Annotated in this window: 19 protein-coding genes; 3 read left to right on the top strand and 16 right to left on the bottom strand. The window is 45.4% G+C overall.

The features are described from left to right. Positions 1-117: 117 nt before the first annotated feature. A complete protein-coding gene (locus MHI25_RS24435) occupies positions 118-579 on the top strand; it encodes a hypothetical protein (protein ID WP_340394511.1) in 462 nt (153 codons plus the stop codon). A 55-nt stretch (positions 580-634) separates the two neighbouring features. Here the strand turns inward: MHI25_RS24435 and MHI25_RS24440 are convergent, their stop codons facing one another. The 10 genes from MHI25_RS24440 to MHI25_RS24485 all read right to left on the bottom strand — a co-directional run bounded on the left by MHI25_RS24440 (position 635) and on the right by MHI25_RS24485 (position 10873). Next, on the bottom strand, positions 635-1933 hold the full coding sequence (locus MHI25_RS24440; protein ID WP_036677630.1) for an NCS2 family permease: 1299 nt from the start codon (positions 1931-1933) through the stop codon (positions 635-637). Between the two features lie 239 nt (positions 1934-2172). Beyond that, positions 2173-2928, bottom strand: a complete 756-nt coding sequence (locus MHI25_RS24445; RefSeq protein WP_076130395.1) for a tRNA threonylcarbamoyladenosine dehydratase — start codon at positions 2926-2928, stop codon at positions 2173-2175. A 61-nt stretch (positions 2929-2989) separates the two neighbouring features. Continuing rightward, positions 2990-4774, bottom strand: coding sequence for an aspartate--tRNA ligase (aspS, locus tag MHI25_RS24450; RefSeq protein WP_076193219.1), 1785 nt, complete (start codon positions 4772-4774; stop codon positions 2990-2992). Between the two features lie 55 nt (positions 4775-4829). Continuing rightward, positions 4830-6083, bottom strand: a complete 1254-nt coding sequence (gene hisS, locus MHI25_RS24455) for a histidine--tRNA ligase (protein WP_076304246.1) — start codon at positions 6081-6083, stop codon at positions 4830-4832. Positions 6084-6286: 203 nt separating this feature from the next. Then, positions 6287-6412 carry a hypothetical protein gene (locus MHI25_RS24460; protein WP_256716501.1) on the bottom strand — a complete coding sequence of 42 codons (126 nt, stop codon included), beginning with the start codon at positions 6410-6412 and terminating at the stop codon, positions 6287-6289. 367 nt (positions 6413-6779) lie between these two features. Then, a complete protein-coding gene (locus tag MHI25_RS24465; RefSeq protein WP_036677637.1) occupies positions 6780-7229 on the bottom strand; it encodes a hypothetical protein in 450 nt (149 codons plus the stop codon). A gap of 48 nt (positions 7230-7277) precedes the next feature. After that, a complete protein-coding gene (locus MHI25_RS24470; RefSeq protein ID WP_076105448.1) occupies positions 7278-7787 on the bottom strand; it encodes a type 1 glutamine amidotransferase domain-containing protein in 510 nt (169 codons plus the stop codon). A gap of 150 nt (positions 7788-7937) precedes the next feature. After that, entirely contained in the window at positions 7938-8093 is a 156-nt protein-coding gene (locus MHI25_RS24475) for a hypothetical protein (protein WP_175617366.1), read from the bottom strand. A 134-nt stretch (positions 8094-8227) separates the two neighbouring features. Beyond that, on the bottom strand, positions 8228-8671 hold the full coding sequence (gene dtd / locus MHI25_RS24480) for a D-aminoacyl-tRNA deacylase (protein WP_036677641.1): 444 nt from the start codon (positions 8669-8671) through the stop codon (positions 8228-8230). A gap of 21 nt (positions 8672-8692) precedes the next feature. Continuing rightward, a complete protein-coding gene (locus MHI25_RS24485) occupies positions 8693-10873 on the bottom strand; it encodes a bifunctional (p)ppGpp synthetase/guanosine-3',5'-bis(diphosphate) 3'-pyrophosphohydrolase (RefSeq protein ID WP_036677643.1) in 2181 nt (726 codons plus the stop codon). 313 nt (positions 10874-11186) lie between these two features. Between MHI25_RS24485 and uraA the strand changes: the two genes are divergently transcribed. Continuing rightward, a complete protein-coding gene (gene uraA, locus MHI25_RS24490; RefSeq protein WP_038572987.1) occupies positions 11187-12500 on the top strand; it encodes a uracil permease in 1314 nt (437 codons plus the stop codon). A gap of 253 nt (positions 12501-12753) precedes the next feature. On the opposite strand, the gene MHI25_RS24495 is transcribed toward uraA, so the two are convergent. From MHI25_RS24495 to MHI25_RS24520, 6 genes are all read right to left on the bottom strand, one after another. Then, positions 12754-13272 carry an adenine phosphoribosyltransferase gene (locus MHI25_RS24495; RefSeq protein WP_036677647.1) on the bottom strand — a complete coding sequence of 173 codons (519 nt, stop codon included), beginning with the start codon at positions 13270-13272 and terminating at the stop codon, positions 12754-12756. Positions 13273-13480: 208 nt separating this feature from the next. Then, a complete protein-coding gene (gene recJ / locus MHI25_RS24500) occupies positions 13481-15883 on the bottom strand; it encodes a single-stranded-DNA-specific exonuclease RecJ (protein WP_076304245.1) in 2403 nt (800 codons plus the stop codon). A gap of 29 nt (positions 15884-15912) precedes the next feature. After that, positions 15913-16863 (bottom strand): cation diffusion facilitator family transporter, encoded by a 951-nt coding sequence (locus tag MHI25_RS24505; protein WP_036677651.1) that lies wholly within the window; start codon positions 16861-16863, stop codon positions 15913-15915. Between the two features lie 143 nt (positions 16864-17006). Further along, positions 17007-17909 (bottom strand): protein translocase subunit SecF, encoded by a 903-nt coding sequence (secF, locus tag MHI25_RS24510; RefSeq protein ID WP_052097271.1) that lies wholly within the window; start codon positions 17907-17909, stop codon positions 17007-17009. Next, positions 17899-19149 carry a protein translocase subunit SecD gene (secD, locus tag MHI25_RS24515; protein WP_036677653.1) on the bottom strand — a complete coding sequence of 417 codons (1251 nt, stop codon included), beginning with the start codon at positions 19147-19149 and terminating at the stop codon, positions 17899-17901. Before secD ends, secF begins: the two co-directional genes overlap by 11 nt. Before the next feature lie 221 nt (positions 19150-19370). Then, positions 19371-19622, bottom strand: a complete 252-nt coding sequence (locus MHI25_RS24520) for a post-transcriptional regulator (RefSeq protein ID WP_036677655.1) — start codon at positions 19620-19622, stop codon at positions 19371-19373. 196 nt (positions 19623-19818) lie between these two features. On the opposite strand from MHI25_RS24520, the gene spoVB reads away from it, so the two are divergent. Further along, complete coding sequence (gene spoVB, locus MHI25_RS24525; protein ID WP_076130398.1) at positions 19819-21417, top strand: stage V sporulation protein B; 1599 nt, start codon at positions 19819-19821, stop codon at positions 21415-21417. Positions 21418-21421 lie beyond the last annotated feature (4 nt).

Consider the following 21421-nt stretch of genomic DNA (forward strand, 5'->3'; position numbering starts at 1 on the left):
GGCGTTCGCACACGTTCGGCTCGAATCAACGGCATTTTTGCCTCTGTTTTCGACGTTCGCACACGTTTAGCTCGAATCTGAGGCATTTTTGCCTTTAATTTCAGCGTTCGCTCACATTTGGCTCGCATCAGAGGCATTTTTGTCTTTGATTTCGACGTCCAGGCACATTTAGCTCGTATCAGAGGCATTTTTGCCTCTGTTTTCGGCGTTCGCACACATTTAGCTCCGATCAAAGGCATTTTTGCCTTTGATTTCGACGTCCAGGCACATTTAGCTCGCATCAGAGGCATTTTCTCCTCTGTTTTCGGCGTTCGCTCGCATTTCGCTCCAATCAGAGGCATTTTTGCCTTTAATTTCGACGTCCAGGCACATTTAGCTTCCATCTACGGTATTTTTCCCTTTGTTTTCGAGGCTTCCACACATTTAGCCCCATTCAACGGTATTTATCCCTTAGATTTCGTCGTCTACACGCATTTAGCTCCAGTCAACGGTATTTATCCCTTTGTTTTCGACGTCTACGCACATTTGAATCCAATCAGCGGCACACGCATTTACCTCTTTGATTTCAACGCTGGCTAATAGAGCTAATTAGTGTGCAACAGGTCCCTCGCAATCAAAGAAACTGGATGCCGCTCTATAGCACAGCCTGCAAAATAAAGTTAGCCACAAACAAACCAGCAATTCCATACAACGCAGGTGGCACTTCCTTCCCTTTGCCCAGCGCCAGCTTCACAATTGGGTAGGTAATAAAACCAAAAGCCATACCGTCCACGATGCTATAGGTGAATGGAATCATAACCATGATTAGAAAAGACGGGAACAGCTCGGTCAAATCACTTAAGTCCATCTCACGCACATTTTGTACCATTAGTCCGCCGATCACAATCAGGATCGGTGCGATCGCACTGTCGGGAATATAGGATAACAGCGGTAGGAATAAGAAGGTCGCCCCGAATAGAAGCCCTGTCACCAGCGAGGTGAGACCCGAACGCCCGCCCGCAGCTATTCCTGCATTAGATTCTGCAGCGGCCACAACCGGACTGCTTCCGAAAAGACCCGCGGCGATATTAGCAAGCGAGAGCGCACGCAGGCTGCTTTTGAAGCGTTCTGGACGGCCTGCCATCATCGTCTGCGAGGCTACAAGACCGATATTTTCAAATACAACGATTAACAATAACAGGAATACAGCAATCCAGAACACCAGGCTCACAATGCCGCTCCAGTCCATTCCGAAAAATAGGCCGCCATAACCTGAGAATACATGCCCTGAGGCCTGTTTTTCCGGTGCATGTGCAGCTCCCAGCAGGTAGGCAAGTCCTGTACCGACCAGCATACTTATCAGCAGGCCTCCGTTAGTTCCCCGGATAAATAACACTAAAGCCAGCAATAAAGTCACACAGGATGTAATAACTGCAGGATCACTAAAATGTCCTATGGCAACAAAAGTAGTCTGATGGGCAATCACTATCCCACTCTTTTGCAGCCCTATAAAGGTCAGAAACAGCCCTATACCGACTGTAATGGCATGCTGCAGGTTTTGGGGAATTGCCTCACTAAGAATACGATAAAGTGATGTAAAGGCCACGATAGCGAATAACACGCCTGTTATAACGACTACAGTAAGCGCCTCTCTCCAGTCCAGTTTCATGGAATGAACAAGCGTATAAGTGAAAAATGCGTTAATCCCCATCCCGGGAACCACGATGATAGGCGTCTTCCCGCCAAAAGCCATCAGCAGACAGCCGGTAATTGCGGTCAACAGTGTAGCCACCATTGCCGGTCTAAGCGGCATCCCCGCGTCATGGAGAATCGTCGCATTCACCATAACAATATAAACTGAAGCAAAATAGGAGAGAATCCCTGCAGCCCATTCCCGTTTCCAGTCATTCTCAGGCGCAAGCCCCACACTATTTCGCCAAAAATTCGATTTCATGTACAAAAACCTCCACTGATATTAAGTTCCGCAGGCGGATATTACCCGGATTATAAATCTAATAATCAGCCGTTCATCCCGGTTCAGCTATTATGCCTATTTGTGGCCTGCTTCTTGCAGAACCCGCCTGTTTAACGACAACAAAAGGGCGTACGCAGCCGGATTCCAGCTACTCGCCCTTTTGTCCATTACTCTAATCCTATAACTATAATTGAAACAGCCTCAGCTCAGCGATTCACTTACAAGCTGACGCCTCCAGCCTCAAGCAAGTCACGCACGGCAACGCTGACCATAATTAGGCCGGCTACCGGTGGAACAAATGAATTGCTGGCTGGCGGTTGTTTCGCTTTACGTCGATCCGGCGCATTCTCCGGAACAATCTTGTCCGTAACATCCTGACGTGGCTTCATTGGCGGCTCCGTAGAGAAAACCACCTTCACGCCTTTCTTAATCCCATCCTTACGCAGCTTCTGGCGAATGACCCGGGCAATCGGATCATACGTTGTTTTGGAAATGTCCGCTACCTGGAATCTTGTAGGATCCATTTTGTTGGCAGCGCCCATGCTTGAGATCATAGGAATTCCACGTGCCAGACATTCTTTAATCAAATGGACCTTGTAGATAATCGTATCCGAGGCATCAATCACATAATCCGGTTTCAGCTTGAACAGTTCCTCATAGGTTTCTTCCGTATAGAACATGTTCAGCGCAATCGCTTCACATTCCGGATTAATCAGCTTCACACGGTCTACCATCAGTTCGGCCTTCTTTTGCCCAACCGTTGTAGTAAGTGCGTGGATCTGCCGATTCACATTGGTAATGTCGACGGAATCCTTATCAATCAGAATCAGTCTGCCGATCCCGCTACGAGCCAATGCCTCAACAGCCATACCGCCAACACCGCCGATACCAAGTACCGCTACTGTGCTGTTCTTCATAATCTCCAGACCTTCCGGTCCGATCGCCAGTTCCGTACGTGAGAACTGATGCAGCATGAGGTCAGCCTCCTTCAAAAGCTATGGCGAAGCAGAAATCTGCCTCGCCCGCTTTATTTAATTATTCTTTTTCTTTTTCTTTCTTTGGTTTAAGAGCCAGCTTAATATGCAGTTGCTCCAATTGTGAACCGTCTACTGGTGCAGGTGCATCCATAAGCAGGTCCGTTGCACTTGCCGTTTTCGGGAATGCGATGGTTTCGCGTAGATTTGTACGACCCGCCAGCAGCATAATTAGACGATCTAAACCGAAGGCAATACCACCATGTGGAGGTGTACCATATTCGAACGCATCCATCAGGTAACCAAATTTCTCGTAAGCAACCTCATCTGAGAAGCCGAGAGCTTGGAACATTTTTTCCTGTACTTCACGTTTGTAAATCCGCATGGAGCCGCCGCCTACTTCATAACCGTTCAGAACGATATCGTAGGCTTGTGCACGAATTGCACCTGGATCTGTGTCGAACAGATGCAGATCCTCTTCACGTGGACGAGTGAACGGATGGTGTTCTGCTACATAACGTTTCTGATCTTCATCATAACCAAGCAATGGGAAGTCAGTCACCCAAGCGAACTTGAACACATTATCGTCGATCAGACCCAGCTGACGTCCGATTTTGACACGAAGGGCGCCTAGAACGTCCGCTACAACCTTTTTGGTATCAGCGGAGAACAACAGTAGGTCACCTTCTTCAGCGCCTGTACGCTCCTTCACAGCTGCAATTTCTTCTTCAGTGAAGAATTTGACAATCGGTCCTTTGAACTCGCCGTCTTTCACTTGAATCCAAGCCAAACCTTTCGCTCCATAACGCGCAGCATAAGGTCCGAGATCATCGATTTCTTTACGAGTCCAAGTCCCACAGCCTTTAGCATTTAGACATTTCACTTCTCCGCCTTTTTCGATCACGGAAGCGAATACCTTTACGCCACTTGTGGCAACAATATCGTTCATTTCTACAAGCTCTAATCCAAAACGCAGGTCAGGTTTGTCTGAACCATATTTGCCCATAGCCTCAGCATAAGTCAAACGTTGGAATGGAAGCTGAATATCCGCTCCTACAGTTTCTTTAAACAAACGCTGCATCAGGTTCTCCATCATGCCAAGCAGCTCATCCTGAGACAGGAATGAAGTCTCGATGTCCACTTGTGTAAATTCCGGCTGGCGGTCAGCACGCAAATCTTCATCACGGAAACAACGAGCAATTTGATAATAGCGTTCAACGCCACCCACCATCAATAGCTGCTTGTAGATTTGTGGAGATTGCGGTAATGCGAAAAATTCGCCTTCATGCACACGGCTTGGCACCAAATAATCACGAGCACCTTCCGGTGAGCTCTTAGTTAGGATTGGTGTTTCTACATCAATAAATCCTTCACTGTCAAGAAAGTCGCGGAAAATCTTAGAAGCTTTCGAGCGTAGCAACAGCGTTTTTTGCATTTCTGGACGACGCAGATCCAGGTAACGATATTTCAGGCGAAGAGATTCGTCTACTTCCACTCCATCTTCGATGAAGAATGGAGGAGTCTTAGCAGCGTTCAGCACTTCGATGTCTGTAATTTGAACTTCAATCTCACCTGTTGGCAGATTGCGGTTAATGGTTTCTTCATCACGTTTAACCACTTTTCCTTTGACAGCCAAAACATACTCACTGCGAACCTTATCCGCAATTTGCAGTGCTTCGCCGGAGTAGTCCGGGTTGAATACAACTTGCACAATACCGCTTCTGTCACGCAGGTCAATAAAAAGTACGCCCCCAAGGTCGCGGCGGGTCTGGACCCATCCGTTCAAGGTTACCGTTTGTCCAATATGTTCTGGTGTTAATTGCCCACAGTTATGACTTCTTTGCATAATTCACCATTCCCCTTTTTAGTTAAAAATAAGTTTCTATTTAAAAAGTCTTCTTCTATACCAACGCCTGAGCCAGCTCTTCGAGCTTCACAGTCTGCTGTTCCCCTGTGCTCATCGACTTCAGCGCAATTACACCATTCTTCAGCTCGTCTTCGCCAAGAATCGCAGTATAACGTGCCGACATACGGTCAGCTGACTTCATCTGTGCCTTCATCTTCCGGCCGAGGTAGTCGCGTTCTGCCGAGAACCCTTGGCTACGCAGAAAGTATAGCTGCTTGGAAATTTCAATGTCAGCCTCTTCGCCAAGAGCTACAAAATACACATCCAGTGGCTTTGCAGTCTCCAGTGCTACCTTCTGATCTTCCAGAATAAGAAGAATACGCTCCAGCCCGATCCCAAAACCAATACCCGGTTGATCCGGTCCACCGATTTCTTCAACCAAACCGTTGTAACGGCCTCCGCCGCCTACGGTATCAATAGAGCCAATGCCAGCTGCTTTATATTCAAACGCAGTATGCGTGTAATAATCCAAACCACGTACAAGACGAGGATTAATCGTGAACTCCACACCCATGATGTCGAGATGCATCTTAACCTTCTCAAAATGAGTTATGCATTCATCATCCAAACTGTCCAAAATGGAAGGCGCATCTGTAAATTTATCCTGATCCACCTTGCAATCCAGCACACGAAGCGGATTACGCTCGATTCGACGCTGACAGTCACTGCAGAGGTTATCCTTCATCGGTCTAAGGAATCCCAGCAGCTTCTCCCGGTAAGCCGCACGGCTTGGTGCATTACCCACGGAATTAAGCTCCACTCTTACATCCTTAAGACCTAGATCCTTATAGAATTGATAACCCATAGAGATTACTTCTGCATCAATAGCCGGATCCACGGCCCCAAACGCCTCAATCCCAAACTGATGGAACTGGCGATATCTTCCGGCCTGCGGACGCTCATAACGGAACATAGGTCCGATATAATACAGCTTGCTTACATCAGGTTCACCGTATAGCTTGTTCTGAACGTAAGCCCGCACGACACCAGCCGTTCCTTCTGGACGAAGAGCCAAATCACGGTCGCCTTTGTCCTTGAACGTATACATTTCGCCTTCCACAATATCCGTTGTTTCGCCTACTCCACGTTCGAATAACCCTGTGTGTTCAAACATAGGTGTGCGAATTTCCCGGTAGTTAAAACGGCGGCATAAATCTCTGGCCTTCCCCTCAATATACTGCCATTTCTCCACAGCACCCGGAAGCACGTCCTGCGTTCCTGTTGGTTTCTCGAATCTTTCTTTAGCCACAGTCTATCCCTCCTAAAAAATAACCCCTCTAAAGCTGTTCTCTTCATCTGTTTCTATTGCAGAAAAAGCAAAAAATCCCTCGCCCTGTTTTATAAAAAAACAGGGACGAGGGATTATCATAACCAATAATACACCACGTGGTACCACCCACATTCCGGATCAGTAAAAATATACTGAAGCCGCTCAAAGCGGTTAACGCCCGCCTACGCGTAACGGCTACTGATCGCGGCAATCAATACTGCCCACTTTCGCCGTACGTTCTCGGGGAGGTCATTCATTCGCTCATCAACAGAATCCTTGCAGCCAAGCGATACCGGTTCATCATCCACTTAAGTAGATGTCATCCGAATCGACAAGGGATTCTTCTCTGGAGTTGTGGGTTCTCGAATTACTTGGTCCCGTCATCAAAACCATATGATAAAATCGTATATTGTTAATATACTACTGAACTACTGCATTAAAGTCAAGGTAGTAAAAAGGATGCCTGGCATAAATTTTGACAGCTTCCGAGTTTTTTATTCAGCAATTATATTGTAATAAAAAAAATGACCTGCAGCCGAATGCTGCAGGTCCATCATCATATATTATTAAAAAGGGGGTCATGCCTTTATTATAAACACGCTATATTAAGGAATCATGTACGTAATATTACGATTATATTACATTCCATGAAAGCGGTTTATTTTTAATAGAATACTATTCGAATTGTTCAACATAGGCCCCTTTGCCCCGAAGGATTTCCACAACTTCATTATAATTTTCTTCTGCTATACTTAGCTCCATCACATAACGAAGTTCACTTAAATCCCCATCTTCGAGATCTCCTTCTGCCACGTTCGCACTAACCTGATCTTCATTCACACTATAATGTGTTTCAGGGTCAGCCCGAGTATCGGAAGCGGCAATGCCAGGAACCAGCATAGCTCCAGCTGCAGGTGTGCTAGCCGTTCCAAGCGTTCCAGTTGTGCCTGCGACTACAGATGCACTATCCAGTGGAATGATTGGAAACAGAATATTACGATCATTGCCGATAGGGTCTGTGAGTGGCCAAACCTCCAAACCATCCACCTTATAGCTAATCAATGCTGTTTTTGCGCCTTCTGCTTCATTTTCAGTTCTGAAATACGCTTGGATTTTTCTGCTCATTGCCATTACCTCCTTGGATTATAAGACTCTAATTTAAATATTGCTTATTTATTTCAGGACCTTCAATATTTCACGAACAAATGCAGGCTCATCTTTTGGTGTACGCGAAGTAATGTAATTGCGATCAACCACTACTTCCTCATCCTTAAACTCCGCGCCGGCATTCACAACATCATCCTTCAGCGGAGGATAAGAGGTAATGGTGCGTCCCTTAAGCAAGTCTGCACTGATCAGAATTTGCGGTCCGTGGCAAATAGAGGCGATAGGCTTGCCTGCTTCATTTGCTTCTTTTACAAACTTCAAAATATCAGCATTTTGCCGTAAATTCTCGGGGGAAGAACCTCCCGGGATGACAATCGCGTCATAATCACTTGCTTGAACATCGGCGATCGCCTTGTCTGCTGCGTAGGAGACTTCTTTCTTTTTACCTAGCAAGGTCTCCCCTTTTTTCAAACCAATAATGTCAGCTTGATGTCCTGCCTTTATAATTTCATCATAAGGAACCTTCATTTCAGAATCTTCAAAATCATTAGCCAGTAAGAAAGCAACGTTACTCATGTAATAGTTTCTCCTCTCTGTCTTTAGCAATTAATGATGTTCTAATTATTCTTTCTTGTGGTCTATTACCCTTATGAGGATGCTTTCTAACCTTTAATCGGAAAAAAGGCTTCCTTCACAACACCGAAAAAGCCGCATTTTCCACCCGCTTCAGGTACGCGGCAAGAGATTGCGGCTTCTTCCTTTCATCACTAGTGGTTCGGTCTCGCCGTCTAGCTTTTTGGCTAATGCACAGGCTTCCATAGGACTCCCAGTCGGTAATGCCGGGATACTTCTCCATACCCATGCCTTCTGTGATTGTCTCATTCTTAAACTCCCTGCCTTATGCGTGATATCTGCCTGCATTTAGTTTATCCAGCCCCAAGAAGCTCTATCCGCATAAAAAAAAGATGTCGAAAGTTAGCTCCGGCCAGAAGCAATCTTCGACATCCTCTATTTCGTTAGCTGCGGCTATCCAGAATGAGAGTAACTGGGCCCCAATTGGTCAGCGACACATCCATCATCGCTCCAAATATGCCCGTCTCCACCTGAAGACCTCCAGCTCTAAGCTCTTGATTAAAATAATCATAAAGACGCTCGGCCTCCGCAGGAGCTGCAGCTCCCATGAAATTCGGCCGTCTTCCCTTACGGCAATCTCCGTATAAAGTAAACTGGGACACTGAAAGAATAGCCCCGTTAGTATCCGTGACACTATAGTTCATTTTGCCAGCATCATCTTCAAAAATACGCAGTCCAGCTATTTTATCCGCTAAATATTTGGCATCCTTCTCTGTATCTTCATGGGTAACGCCGACAAGCAGCATCAGGCCATTGCCAATCGCTCCGGTCACTGTCTCATCCACGGTTACTTTGGCGTCCTTACAACGCTGTACTACAACTCTCATCGCACTACTTCGCTCCTTGCCTTATTGCATGATCCGATTCACTGTATATACATCCTTGACTCGTTTCACTTTATCTACAACGGATTGTAGATGCTCCGTATTACGAATAAGGATGGTCATATGAATCATTGCCATCTTATTCTTGTCAGAGCGCCCAGTGACCGCTGAAATGTTCGTTTTGCTCTCGGACACAGCCTGCAGTACTTCATTGAGCAGTCCATTGCGGTCATGGCCTGTAATCTCAATATCCACACTATAGTTTGCTTCCATCGTGCCTTCCCATTCCACTTCAATCACTCTAGCTGCTTCTTCTCCGTCACCTTCACCCGGAATGTTAGGACAATCCTGGCGGTGTACAGATACGCCCCGGCCCCGTGTAACATAACCTACAATGTCGTCACCCGGAACCGGGTTGCAACATCGTGCAAAACGAACAAGTAAGTTTTCAATTCCTTTTACACTAACGCCATTGGTGGGTTGATTTCGTCTCTCGCCGGAAGACTTGATCTCCTTCATCTCTGAAGTAAGCTCCAAGTGGTTAGCAGCTTCTTCCTGCTCCTTGCGCAGCTTCTCCGTCAAACGGGAGGCAATCTGCGAAGCGGTAATCCCACCAAAACCAACGGCAGACAACATATCCTCTACATCATTAAAAGCAAATTTTTTCGCAGCTTCCAACAGTTTTTCATCAGAAATCCACTCGGAAACTTCAACATTCAGGCGCTTCAGCTCACGTTCAATCGCTTCGCGACCTTTTTCGACATTTTCCTCACGTTTTTCTTTTTTGAACCATTGTTTAATTTTGCTTCTTGCGTGAGAGGATTGTGCAATTTTGAGCCAGTCACGGCTAGGTCCGTAAGAATGCTTAGACGTCAAAATCTCAACAATATCACCCGTCTTCAGCTTGTGATCAAGCGGCACGATCCGCCCGTTCACCTTGGAACCAATCGTACGATTGCCCACTTCTGTATGAATGCGGAACGCGAAGTCAAGAGGCACAGAACCGGCAGGAAGCTCGATAACCTCACCTTTAGGAGTAAATACAAACACGAGGTCTGAGAAAAAATCCATTTTTAGTGATTTTACGAACTCTTCGGCATCCTTAGCTTCATGCTGCAGCTCCAATATTTCGCGAAAGAAAGGCATCCGATTCTCCGGATTAGCATTATTACTGCTGCCTTCTTTGTATGCCCAGTGTGCGGCTATCCCGTATTCTGCCGTGCGGTGCATTTCCCAGGTGCGAATTTGCACCTCAGTAGGCTCTCCGCCTGGTCCTACCACAGTAGTATGCAGAGATTGATACATATTGGCTTTTGGCATAGCTATATAATCTTTAAAACGCCCCGGCATTGGCTTCCATAAGGTATGAATAATTCCAAGGGTTGCATAACAGTCCTTAATATTATCCACAATGATACGAATGGCCAGCAGGTCATAAATTTCATTAAACTGCTTGTTTTTTGTGCTCATTTTGTTATAAACACTGTAAATATGCTTCGGGCGACCGGAAAGATCACCTTCAATGCCCATTTCATCCAGCTTGGCACGAATACGGCCAATTACGCTGTCGATAAATTGCTCACGTTCAGCCCGCTTCTTATGCACCAGATTAGCAATACGGTAATACTGCTGCGGGTTCAAGTAACGAAGCGCAATATCCTCCATCTCCCACTTAATCGCGGAAATCCCCAGCCGGTCAGCTACAGGACAGAAGATCTCCAACGTCTCATAAGAAATACGGCGCTGGCTCTCTTCAGATTGGTATTTTAACGTTCGCATATTATGCAGACGGTCCGCCAGTTTAATGACAATGACCCGGATATCCTGGGCCATAGCAATAAACATTTTGCGGTAATTCTCGTTCTGCTGCTCTTCCTTTGAGCGAAAGCGAATGCGTTCCAGCTTCGTTAAGCCGTCAACAAGCATTGCGCAGGTATCGCCAAATTTAGCGCGGATTTGTTCCAGTGAGACCGTCGTATCTTCCACCACATCATGCAAAAGCGCTGCAACAATAGATATAACATCCATTTGCATATTGACGACAATATCTGCCACCGCCAGCGGATGCAGAATGTATGGCTCCCCCGACTTGCGGATCTGCCCGTGATGAGCCTGATCGGCAAATTCATAAGCTTCCCGGATGCGGAGAAGATCTTTATCTTTTATATAGGCGCCAGCCTTATCAATTAATCGCTCAATGCCCATTCTCGTCGTATCCGATTCCTTTCTATAATAAAATGAACCCGCAACTGTTCAAAAATCTGCAGGTTCCAATCATTTCATTTGTCCAAGCTTACTTACGCCCTTATTCAAAGTTGTCTATAATTATGAGGCTTAAGGAGGATTACGTCAACACTTGCCATCTCATGGTATTCCAGAAGTAAAAGTAATTAAATTCGGACAAATTAATAACACTTGTGAAAATGTTGTTGTAAAAAAGCCAAGTTCTATTTAATCTAGTAAAGGCGGATTTTCGCCGGACAACCTAATATCAGATAAGAAAGAGGAGTGAACTCCATTGCAACGCGAAATTCAAGTTAACGAAAAACTTCCATGGGGCCCAGGCTTTCTATTAAGTCTCCAGCATTTGTTTGCCATGTTTGGCAGTACAGTGCTAGTGCCTAACTTGTTCGGGGTCGACCCTGGAATGATTTTGCTTATGAATGGTATCGGTACATTGCTGTACATTTGGATCTGTCGTGGTAAAATCCCTGCGTACCTTGGTTCCAGCTTTGCCTTTATTGCACCGGTATTGTCAGTACTCAGTCGTTACCCAAATGATCACATGAAAGGATACTCGCTTGCTTTGGGTGCTTTTATCGTCACTGGTATTATATTCGTGCTCGTGGCATTGATCATTCGTTATGCAGGAACCAAATGGATTGATGTTGTTTTCCCTCCAGCAGTAATGGGAGCGATCGTAGCTACGATCGGACTTGAACTTGTACCTGTTGCCGCACGAATGGCAGGACTTATTGCTCCTGAAGGCGTTGCAGTTGCAGACTGGACTCCAGATGGCAAAACAATCGCACTTTCTATGGTGACACTTGGTGTAACTGTAATTGGAGCTGTACTCTTCCGCGGTTTTCCAAAAATCATTCACATCCTTATTGGTATCGTCACTGGTTATGGTTTAGCATATATTTTGAAAATGGTGGATACCGCTGCTATCTCTAATGCAAAATTTTTAGCGCATCCTTCCATTGTTACTCCTTCATTTGATTGGAATGTAATATTCACTATTATCCCGGTATCATTAGTTGTTATTGTTGAGCATATTGGACATTTACTTGTTACAAGCAATATTGTCGGCAGAGACTTGGCAAAAGATCCTGGACTTGACCGCTCTCTGATGGGGAACGGGATATCTACAATTATCTCCGGTTTTATCGGTTCTACTCCAAATACAACCTACGGTGAAAATATCGGGGTTATGGCGTTGACTAAAGTATATTCGGTATATGTAATCGGCGGCGCAGCGGTGATTGCTATTCTGCTTTCATTCTCTGGTACTTTCTCCTCCGTCATCGCTAATATTCCAACCCCTGTAATGGGTGGTGTATCCCTGTTGCTGTTTGGTGTAATTGCGGCTTCCGGATTACGTATTTTCGTTGAGCAAAAAGTTGATTTTTCCAAGGCTACGAACATGATCATGGCTACGTTGGTACTCGTTGTCGGAATCAGTGGTACAACCCTTACTATGGGCAACGTTAAACTAAGTGGTATGGCGCTGGCTACAATTGTTGGTATCGTATTGGCATTGTTCTTCAAACTCATTGAAGTGCTTGGACTGTCTAATGATGGCGGAGAAAGTGATAAAACTGCCCATTAATCGGTTATAAAAAATAGAATTTTAAAAAAGCTGCTCCAACATCCATTTATGGACTTGGGCAGCTTTTTTTATTAACTCAGATACAAAACAGCAACTCTCCGCCACAAGGCAGACAGCTGCTGTTATTATCTTACATTTTCCAATTAATGTTTAACTTCCACCCTTTGCGTCACGCGCTAATCTTTGCACTTTTCAGCATAATTCGAGAGCCGAATCCCCGTTTATTTCCCGGGAAAAGACAAACTTTACAAGATTAATCCTCGTAATTCACCAAGGAAAGAACTTCAACTCCAGAAAGCTTATTACGCCCAGCAAGCTCAACCAGCTCAATCAGAAAAGCAGCACCTACCACTTTACCGCCAAGCTGTTCTACAAGGTTAACCGAAGTAGCAATGGTTCCACCAGTAGCCAATAAATCATCAGCGATCAATACTTTTTGACCAGGCTTGATAGCATCTGTGTGAACAGCAAGGGTGTCCTTGCCATACTCAAGATCATAACCTACCTCTATAGTTTCATATGGAAGCTTACCGCTTTTACGAATCGGCACAAAACCTACCCCCATCGCATAAGCAAGAGGTGCTCCAACTACGAAGCCACGTGCTTCTGGTCCAGCGATAACGTCGATTTCCAAGTGCGCTACGAGAGCTTTCAACGCGTCAATCGCTTGGCGGTAAGCCTCACCGTCTTTAAGCAATGTGGTGATATCTTTAAAACTAATACCTTCTTTAGGGAAATCAGGAATCACACGAATACTATCTTTAAAATCCAAATTTATCATCTCCTATAAGTTTTGTTAGCATAGCTGCTTTGATTTCAGATCGACAAAACTTGCTTCGTAAGCATTCGCTTTGTTTTGTAAGCATAAGCTGCTTTGATTTCAGATCGGCAAAACTTGCTTCGTAAGCATTCGCTTTGTTATATGAGCGTTGCATTTTTATACACCATTGGGTACGCTCAGCATCTCATATTCGCATGGATTATGATACGCCTAAACGACGCGATAACATCCAGTCCTGTAACTCTGACAGGCTGCCCTCCATGAAGTATTGCTCCATCTCCGCCATCTGTCCCAGTCGGACAAAATGACTCGATGCTGTCAGACTTTTAGCTACTGGCTGAGTAATAAACGCCACACTTCCCTGACTTCTTTTAATAAAATCAAGCTCCTCAAACACATCAAGCATGTTGTTAAGCATGCGGATACTTAACGAGGACTGGCGGCTTAACCGCAGCAAAACTTCGTTCTCAGGCGTTGCAACTGAGGTGATCGAAGCCAACAGTTTATATAGTATTTTGAAATGATCCCGTGTCGGAGTAATAAGTCGTTCTCGGCCATCCTTGATAGAATGCAATAACGCAATATTATCAGCATTAGGGAAGGTTTGGAGCAGCGCATCCAGTTGTTCAGGAGTCTCCGGCATATCCAGTAAGCATAACAGAGAGACATGCCCTGCTTCCTGAAGGGGCTCATCCTTAACAGCAGCGCTAATGCCAGCTTCTTTATCATATACCCATAAAGACATTCCTATCAATTCACTTGCAGGCTTACTACGTCCGTTCTGAAACACTGCAGCAGCTCGATACGGACCCGCACCGCTATAAGGAAGAAGTAGTTCTCTAATATGTGCGGCTTGCCGTACGGCGTCAGCAGCACCACGAAGATCGAATATCTGAGCATCCTGCACAGATAAATCCTGCAGCATCAGCTGTGATTTGCGTGAGCCATTCCATTCATTGATCGACAGCTCAGCTAACACGTTGATCGTAGTACCCGCCGGTAGCAGCCTGGATAAAGCGCCTTTGCCAAAAGCCAAGGCTTCAATGCTGTTTTTCCCCTGCTGCAATACAATCTTCAGGTGTTTTCCATCTTGACCCATTGTACGTGTCTCTTTCACGGTAGCCCCACGAATAATAAACTTCGGCAACGGATTAGACATTCCGAAAGGTGCAAGCCTTTCCAATTCTAGCGCGGTCTGCAGTGATAAATCTGAGATTGACACCTCTGCATCAGCGGAAGCAACAGGAACGAAATGCTCTGGCGTTAACACCCCGGACGCATATTCATTTAATGCTGCAGCAAAGGCTTCTAATCCATCCCGATGCAGGCTCATTCCCGCAGCGGCTGGATGACCTCCAAAATGATCCATTAAATCAGAACAAGAAGAAAGTGCAGCGTAGATATCAAGTCCAGGTATGGAGCGAGCAGAACCTTTGCACATTCCGGTCTCTGGATGTATATCCAGAATGATCACAGGCCGATAATAACGCTCCAGCAGTTTGGAAGCCACTATACCTACTACACCTACATTCCAGCCATGATCAGCAAGAACAATGATGTCTGGGATTTCGCCACCCTGTGTCATCTGCTCCAGCTTGGCAGTGGCCTCAACAACAATTCTTTCTACCACCAATTGGCGTTCTTTGTTAAGCAGGTCAAGCTCTCCAGCTAGCTGCTCTGCCTCAGCCGCATGCTCGGTAGTGAGGAGGGATACAGCCCGTCCAGCATGGTCCAGGCGACCACTGGCATTGATGCGCGGCGCCATGCCAAAAGCGATATTGACCGCACTCACAGTGCTCATATTCACACCACTGACAGCGAGTAAGGCACGAATCCCCGGGAAACTTGAATGCCGCATACTTTCCAAGCCATTTCTAACAATCTCACGGTTCTCGCCAAGCAGCGGCATTAAATCCGCAACCGTTCCTATCGCTGCAATCTCGGCCCATTCTGTGGGAGTCTCTTCCCCTAGAATAGCCTGAGCAAGCTTATAAGCCACACCTACACCTGCTAATCCTTTGAACGGATAAGGGCAGTCTGGCAGCTTGGGATTAATAAGCGTATAGGCCTCTGGCAAAAGCTCAGGAGGTTCATGGTGATCCGTAACGATCACATCGATCCCCAGTTCATTAGCGTAAGCAACCTGATGATAAGCGCTAATGCCAGTATCTACTGTAATGATTAAGGAGACACCTTGCTGTAAAGCCCAATCCAGGGCATGATTATGCAGCCCATAGCCCTCATTAGAGCGGTGTGGGATATAAATATCAAAGGAAGCGCCTAAATAGCGCAGCAGATGAATCATAAGTGCTGTGCTGGACACCCCGTCGGCATCATAATCGCCATAAATAAGAATATGTTCTTCATCTTTTAAAGCCTTTCTAATTCTAGGAACCGCTTCAGCCATTCCTTTGAGTAGGAACGGATCATGCTGTTCTTCCTCACTGCCATCCATAAAGCTTAGAGCTTCATGAGGCGTGTTCATTCCTCTATTTACTAATAGTGAGGATAAGAGTGGAGAAATAGAAAGGCTCCGGGCCATATCCCTAACTGTGTCGGGATTGGCTGCCGGAGATTGCCATCTTGTTTTTGAATAAAGCAATAGAACTCACCTTTCTCTCACCTTGCAAACTACTGAAGCAACGTAGGAATATCATTATCCGGCAATTCATAATTGCTTTTGTACGGATAGCCGGGATCATAAGGAACAACGTCCATATGCACCTCACCGACATGAACAAACCGGTGCTGCAGCAGCTTCCTAGCGCATTCCGAAATATCCTGTGCTTCCATCACCGTAATCCGCGGATTTACACTGATTTTCACTTGAAGATTCACATAATTCCCTTGCTCAAGTGCCTTCAAATGTTCTACGCGAATGACGCCATGAACGCGTTGCACTGTTTCAATAAAATTAGCGGCTTCCTCCGAAGGAAGCTCCTGCGCATTTTTAGTGTTAATAGAGCTAGCAATGAGTGAATAGCCTTTACGAAGAATTAAAACTCCGGTTAAGAGTGCAGCAATAGGATCCATATAAGATAGAGGATGCCAATAGGTACCACCCATGGATAACGAAATTCCGACTAATACTGTGATAGATGTATATAAGCTGAAACGATGACTGTTAACATATGCAGCATGACTGCCATCACCTATTTTTTTAAAGTAGCGATATTGATATTGAAAAACAGCTTCTTTAAACACAATAGATACTAAGACGGTTACAAACGCCAGCTGTCCGTGTGTAGATGATTTTCCATCTGTTAAGTCGCGGATTGCAGAGAATGCGATCTGCAGTCCCCCCATAAGAATAAATACCGAAAAAAGTATAGCCAGCAGCGGCTCCTTAGTGCCCCGCCGTTCTTCGATCCGTTGCTTACTCTTTCTCCCTTGCTCAGAGCGCCACGGAAGAATATCCGCCAGTTTAGCTGCTGCATCTGCTCCGGAATACAAAGCATCCCCCATTAATGCCTTGCTCCCTGAAATATAGCCAAAACTCCCCTTAGCTACTGCCAAAGTAACATCGCTAATGATCCCTGTCCAAGCAACCGTCTCGCTTTGCGGTGATCGTTCTTTATTCATACGAGGCCCTCCTTACCAATAGCAAGTAATCTCATGATGATTCAATACACATGACATGACCCTAAAGATTTCGAAAGCCGCGTCGCATTTGACGCGGCTTTCTTAAACGTATAAGAAAAGTAGAACTTCGATGCTAATTTCTTCTAACCTTTATTCGGGCTGCTCTTCACTTTAACCTTCTCACGCTTTTTAAGCACTAACCAGAGTGGACTTGCAATAAAGATGGAAGAGTAAGCTCCGAAGAGCAAACCGATTACCATCGCAAGCGAGAACATCTTAATCGACTCGCCTCCGAACAATAACAGGAAGAACGCCGCAATAAATACGGTAAATGCAGTATAGAGAGAACGCATGAGCGTTTGAGCCACACTTTTGTTCACAAGGTGTTTCAAGTCTTCATAAGTTTTCTGTTTACCAAAACGTAAATTCTCACGGATACGGTCAAAGATAACGATCGTATCATTGATGGAATAACCGATGATCGTAAGCACCGCTACAATGAACGTCAAATCCACTTCCAAGCGGAAGATAGAGAAGAGCGCGACTACGATAAAGGCATCATGGAGCAAGGCCACAATCGATGCCACGGCGAAACGCCATTCAAAACGAATACTTACATAAATAATAATCCCCAGACAAGAAATCAGAACTGCATAAATAGCATTACGTGCCAATTCTTTAGCCATTTCAGTGTCCACGGTGTTAATTTCAAATGATGCTTTGTCATCCAGCTTAAGGATTTCAGCTTTTAGGGCTTCATCTTGAGCCTCATCAAGAACTTCGTCATAACGAATATTCACACGCTGATCACCAAACGAAATCGTCGGTTCATGATCGACATCGATTGCACTAGTTGCAGTCTTAACCTGATCCAAGTTCAAATTCTTGGATAGGGAGATGTCCACATTAGATCCAGCTTTAAAGTCAACGCTGTAATTCAGGCCAAATGTCGCCAGGAAAATCAATCCTGCTACTGTCAATGCGATAGAGAAAATATAGAAATATTTACTCAAATGTACGAAATCAAGCTCTTTCTTAAAGCGCACGGATTTCACTCTCCTTAACACCGAAGCTCTTCGGTTTGTTCAGCTTACCCGCTTTGACAAGCTGGCTAAGCAACCAGTGGGAGAAATAAAGATTCGTGGCGATACTCAGCACGATTTCTACAATCAGCACCAATGCAAAGCCTTTGACCGCACCTGTACCGAAGGCAAACATAACTGCTGCCACAATAATAGTAGTCACATTGGAGTCCATTACTGTCCGGAAAGAGGATTTATTCCCTGCCTTAACGGAGGACAGTATACTTTTTCCACTGCGCATTTCTTCCCTTATCCGTTCGTTGGTAATGATATTAGCATCGACCGCCATACCTATACCCAGAATAAATGCGGCTATACCAGGCAGCGTCAAGGTGAAGTCCGCGAAGACGAAGACCGCAATTAGCGCCCATGTATGCAAGAGCAAGGCAAAACTAGCCAAAAGACCTGGCAAACGATACATTCCGATCATGAAAATAAGGATAATCACAGAAGCCAGCAGACCTGCTCGAATCGTTTGATCAAGCGATTGCTTACCCAGGGTAGCACCCACACTTTGGGAATATTTCTCCGTCAGCTTCAGTGGCAATGCACCTAGGTTAATCGTGTCTGCAAGTTCGCGCGCTTCCTTAATTGTATAGTTACCAGAAATAGAAGCACTGCCATCGGTAAGTACTGCTTGTACCGTAGGGTCAGATAGTTTGTTCTCATCCAAGTAAATTGCGAGATTCTTTCCCAAGAGACGTTTAGTAATCTCTGCAAATTTGTCCTTGTCCTTAATCTTGATGCTGATGATTGGCTGATTCAGGTTATCCCGTCCAACTTCTGCAGCACCTTCAACAAAATCACTACCTACCAGTTCGATTTTGCTGTAAGTTCCCTCAGCGTCACCTTCAGCAGCACTACGGAAAGTCAGAACTGCAGGTTCCTTCATTTTTTTACGAACCTCGGCTTCATCCGTTACGCCCGCAATTTTCAAACGGATACGGTCCGTACCTTCAGTAGTTACCTCTGGTTCACTTGTTCCGAGCGCATTCGCCCGTTTTTCTAAGCTTTCCGCTGTCTTCAGCAGAGAAGCTCGGGACAATGCTGCTCCCGCTTCCATAGGCTCAGCATGATACAAAATCTCAAATCCGCCTTTCAGGTCAAGACCAAGTCTAACCTTGTCCAGCAGTCCAGGAGTAGTAAATGCCATAACGCCTGTCAAAACGAGCACGGTAATAAAAAAGCCCATTAGTCTCTTCATGCTCTAGCTAGTTCCCCTTTCATTAACTCAATATTCCTATTATAGCTACACGCGAAATGACCGTCAATTCACAGCATTGATAGAGCTATACTCACACAAAGAAACGGCCGCCCCTGCCTAAATCAGCAAGACATCCGTTTTAATAGGAGATGTGGAGTTATTATTCTCTTACTTTACTGCTTTATCAGGCAGTTCGCAAAAAGAAATATGTGGTTTATTGTTCAGTTCAACCCCCGATAGGCCGCAATAGTCAAATAATTCATGTAACTATTGGCTTTCAAGGAATAAATGTCGTTTACCAGCTTATGTAGGGGAGGCAAGCCTTCCTTATCATAATTACGGCTGATGCAATCCCAAATATCCTTGCTGGTTACATACTCATAGCCGAGGAGCCGGAATTCTTCAGCTTTGCTGCGGCACATGGCTTCGATTTCTTCACTATGTTGATCATGATTCCACTGTTCCGATTCCACGTGTTGACACCTCCAAAGATCGCTCATGTTCGTATGCTCACCATAGATATTCGACTCTTGTTCTTCGCTTTCCTTCTTCCGTCACAAAAAGTTAATGCCACTAAAACAAGGCATGCCGAGATAGGGGTACAGCATATCCATAAGAATAGACAAGTTCGCCAGCGTTTTATTTCATTTTGGGAAGAAGGCGTGACCTTTGAAAAAACAGAGCTTTATACAAGGAACTTTAATCTTGCTAGCCGCCGGCATCATTAATCGGATGCTTGGATTTATTCCCCGGATTGCTTTACCCCGTATTATCGGAGCAGAAGGTGTGGGTCTGTATCAGCTCGCGTATCCTTTTTTTCTTGTGCTGGTTACTGTCATAACAGGCGGGATTCCACTGGCGATAGCCAAGATGGTGGCGGAAGCAGAAGGAGAGAATCGGCCTGAAAAATCACGGCTGATTTTACGTACTGGACTTGCTCTTAGTATTGGACTTGCAATCTTCTTTACATTGGTTGCTTTGGTAAGTGCCTCATGGGTCTCCAATGTTATCTTAACAGACCATCGGGTTTATTATACGTTTATTGCCATGATCCCAATGATTGGGATTGTCGCCGTATCTGCAATTTACCGCGGTTATTTCCAAGGCAAGCAGAACATGATACCATCGGCGCTCTCCTCCATCTTCGAATCTTTAGTTCGAATATTCTTTATGCTCTGGTTCTCCTGGTTGTTGCTTCCTAAGGGTATTGCTATGGCGGCGGCTGGAGCGATGTTAGGTGTGACGGTAGGAGAAATTGGCGGAATGTTAGCGATTCTGTGGCAATATTATGTCATTACTAAAAAAGATAAAAAGCAGACAAATCCGACTCCAGAGCAACCCGCTCTCGAGCCGGAGGTTATCCCATCTGATACACAAGGTGTGAAAGCCAACTCCCCCATATTACGGCGGTTACTAGGCATATCCATTCCCGTTACAGCAAGTCGGCTTGTAGGCTCTTTTTCTTATCTGCTGGAATCTATTATTACTGTGCGCAGTCTCGCCTTGGCAGGTATAGCCGCTGCTGCCGCTACAGCTCAGTACGGGTCTTTACAAGGGATGGTTGTTCCTTTATTGCTGCTGCCCGGGGCATTAACCTCTTCACTTGCTGTGTCTCTGGTTCCTTCCATATCAGAAGCTGCGGCAAGAAAGGACTTGCCCACCATTCACAAGCGTATGCATCAAGCGTTGCGGCTTGCGCTGGTAACAGGGGCTCCTTTTGCTGTTCTTATGTATATCCTGGCGGTTCCGCTATGCAATTTGTTATATGGTAACGCGGATACAGCTCCTATGCTGAAGCTCATGGCTCCATTCGCCTTGTTCATTTATGTTCAAGCTCCTTTACAAGCTGCGCTGCAAGCTATGGATCGACCGGGCAGGGCACTCATCAATACCTTAATTGGAGCAGTAGTCAAAATCATTCTGATCGTAATACTGGCATCGCAACCTGAATATGGAATTTACGGCGCCATCATAGCCATTATTGTGAACAGCATTCTGGTTACGCTGCTTCACGGATACAGTGTGGTCAGTCTTATTTCATTATCTTTAAGAGTAACCGAAACCATAAAAACCTTATGTGCAATGGTCATTATGGGAGCGGGCGTGCATTATGTATACACTTCCATTCCCATTGCAGATGTACAATGGATTCAATTTATATTTGCCTCTGCGATAGGAATGGTCCTGTATTTCGGAATCAGTCTGTTAGCTGGCCTTATCTCAATTCGTGATTTGGACCGTCTGCCGTTTATCAAACGCAGGCTCTAAAAAG

The organism is Paenibacillus sp. FSL E2-0177, from assembly GCF_037992975.1.
Taxonomy (GTDB): Bacteria; Bacillota; Bacilli; order Paenibacillales; family Paenibacillaceae; genus Paenibacillus_AQ; species Paenibacillus_AQ odorifer.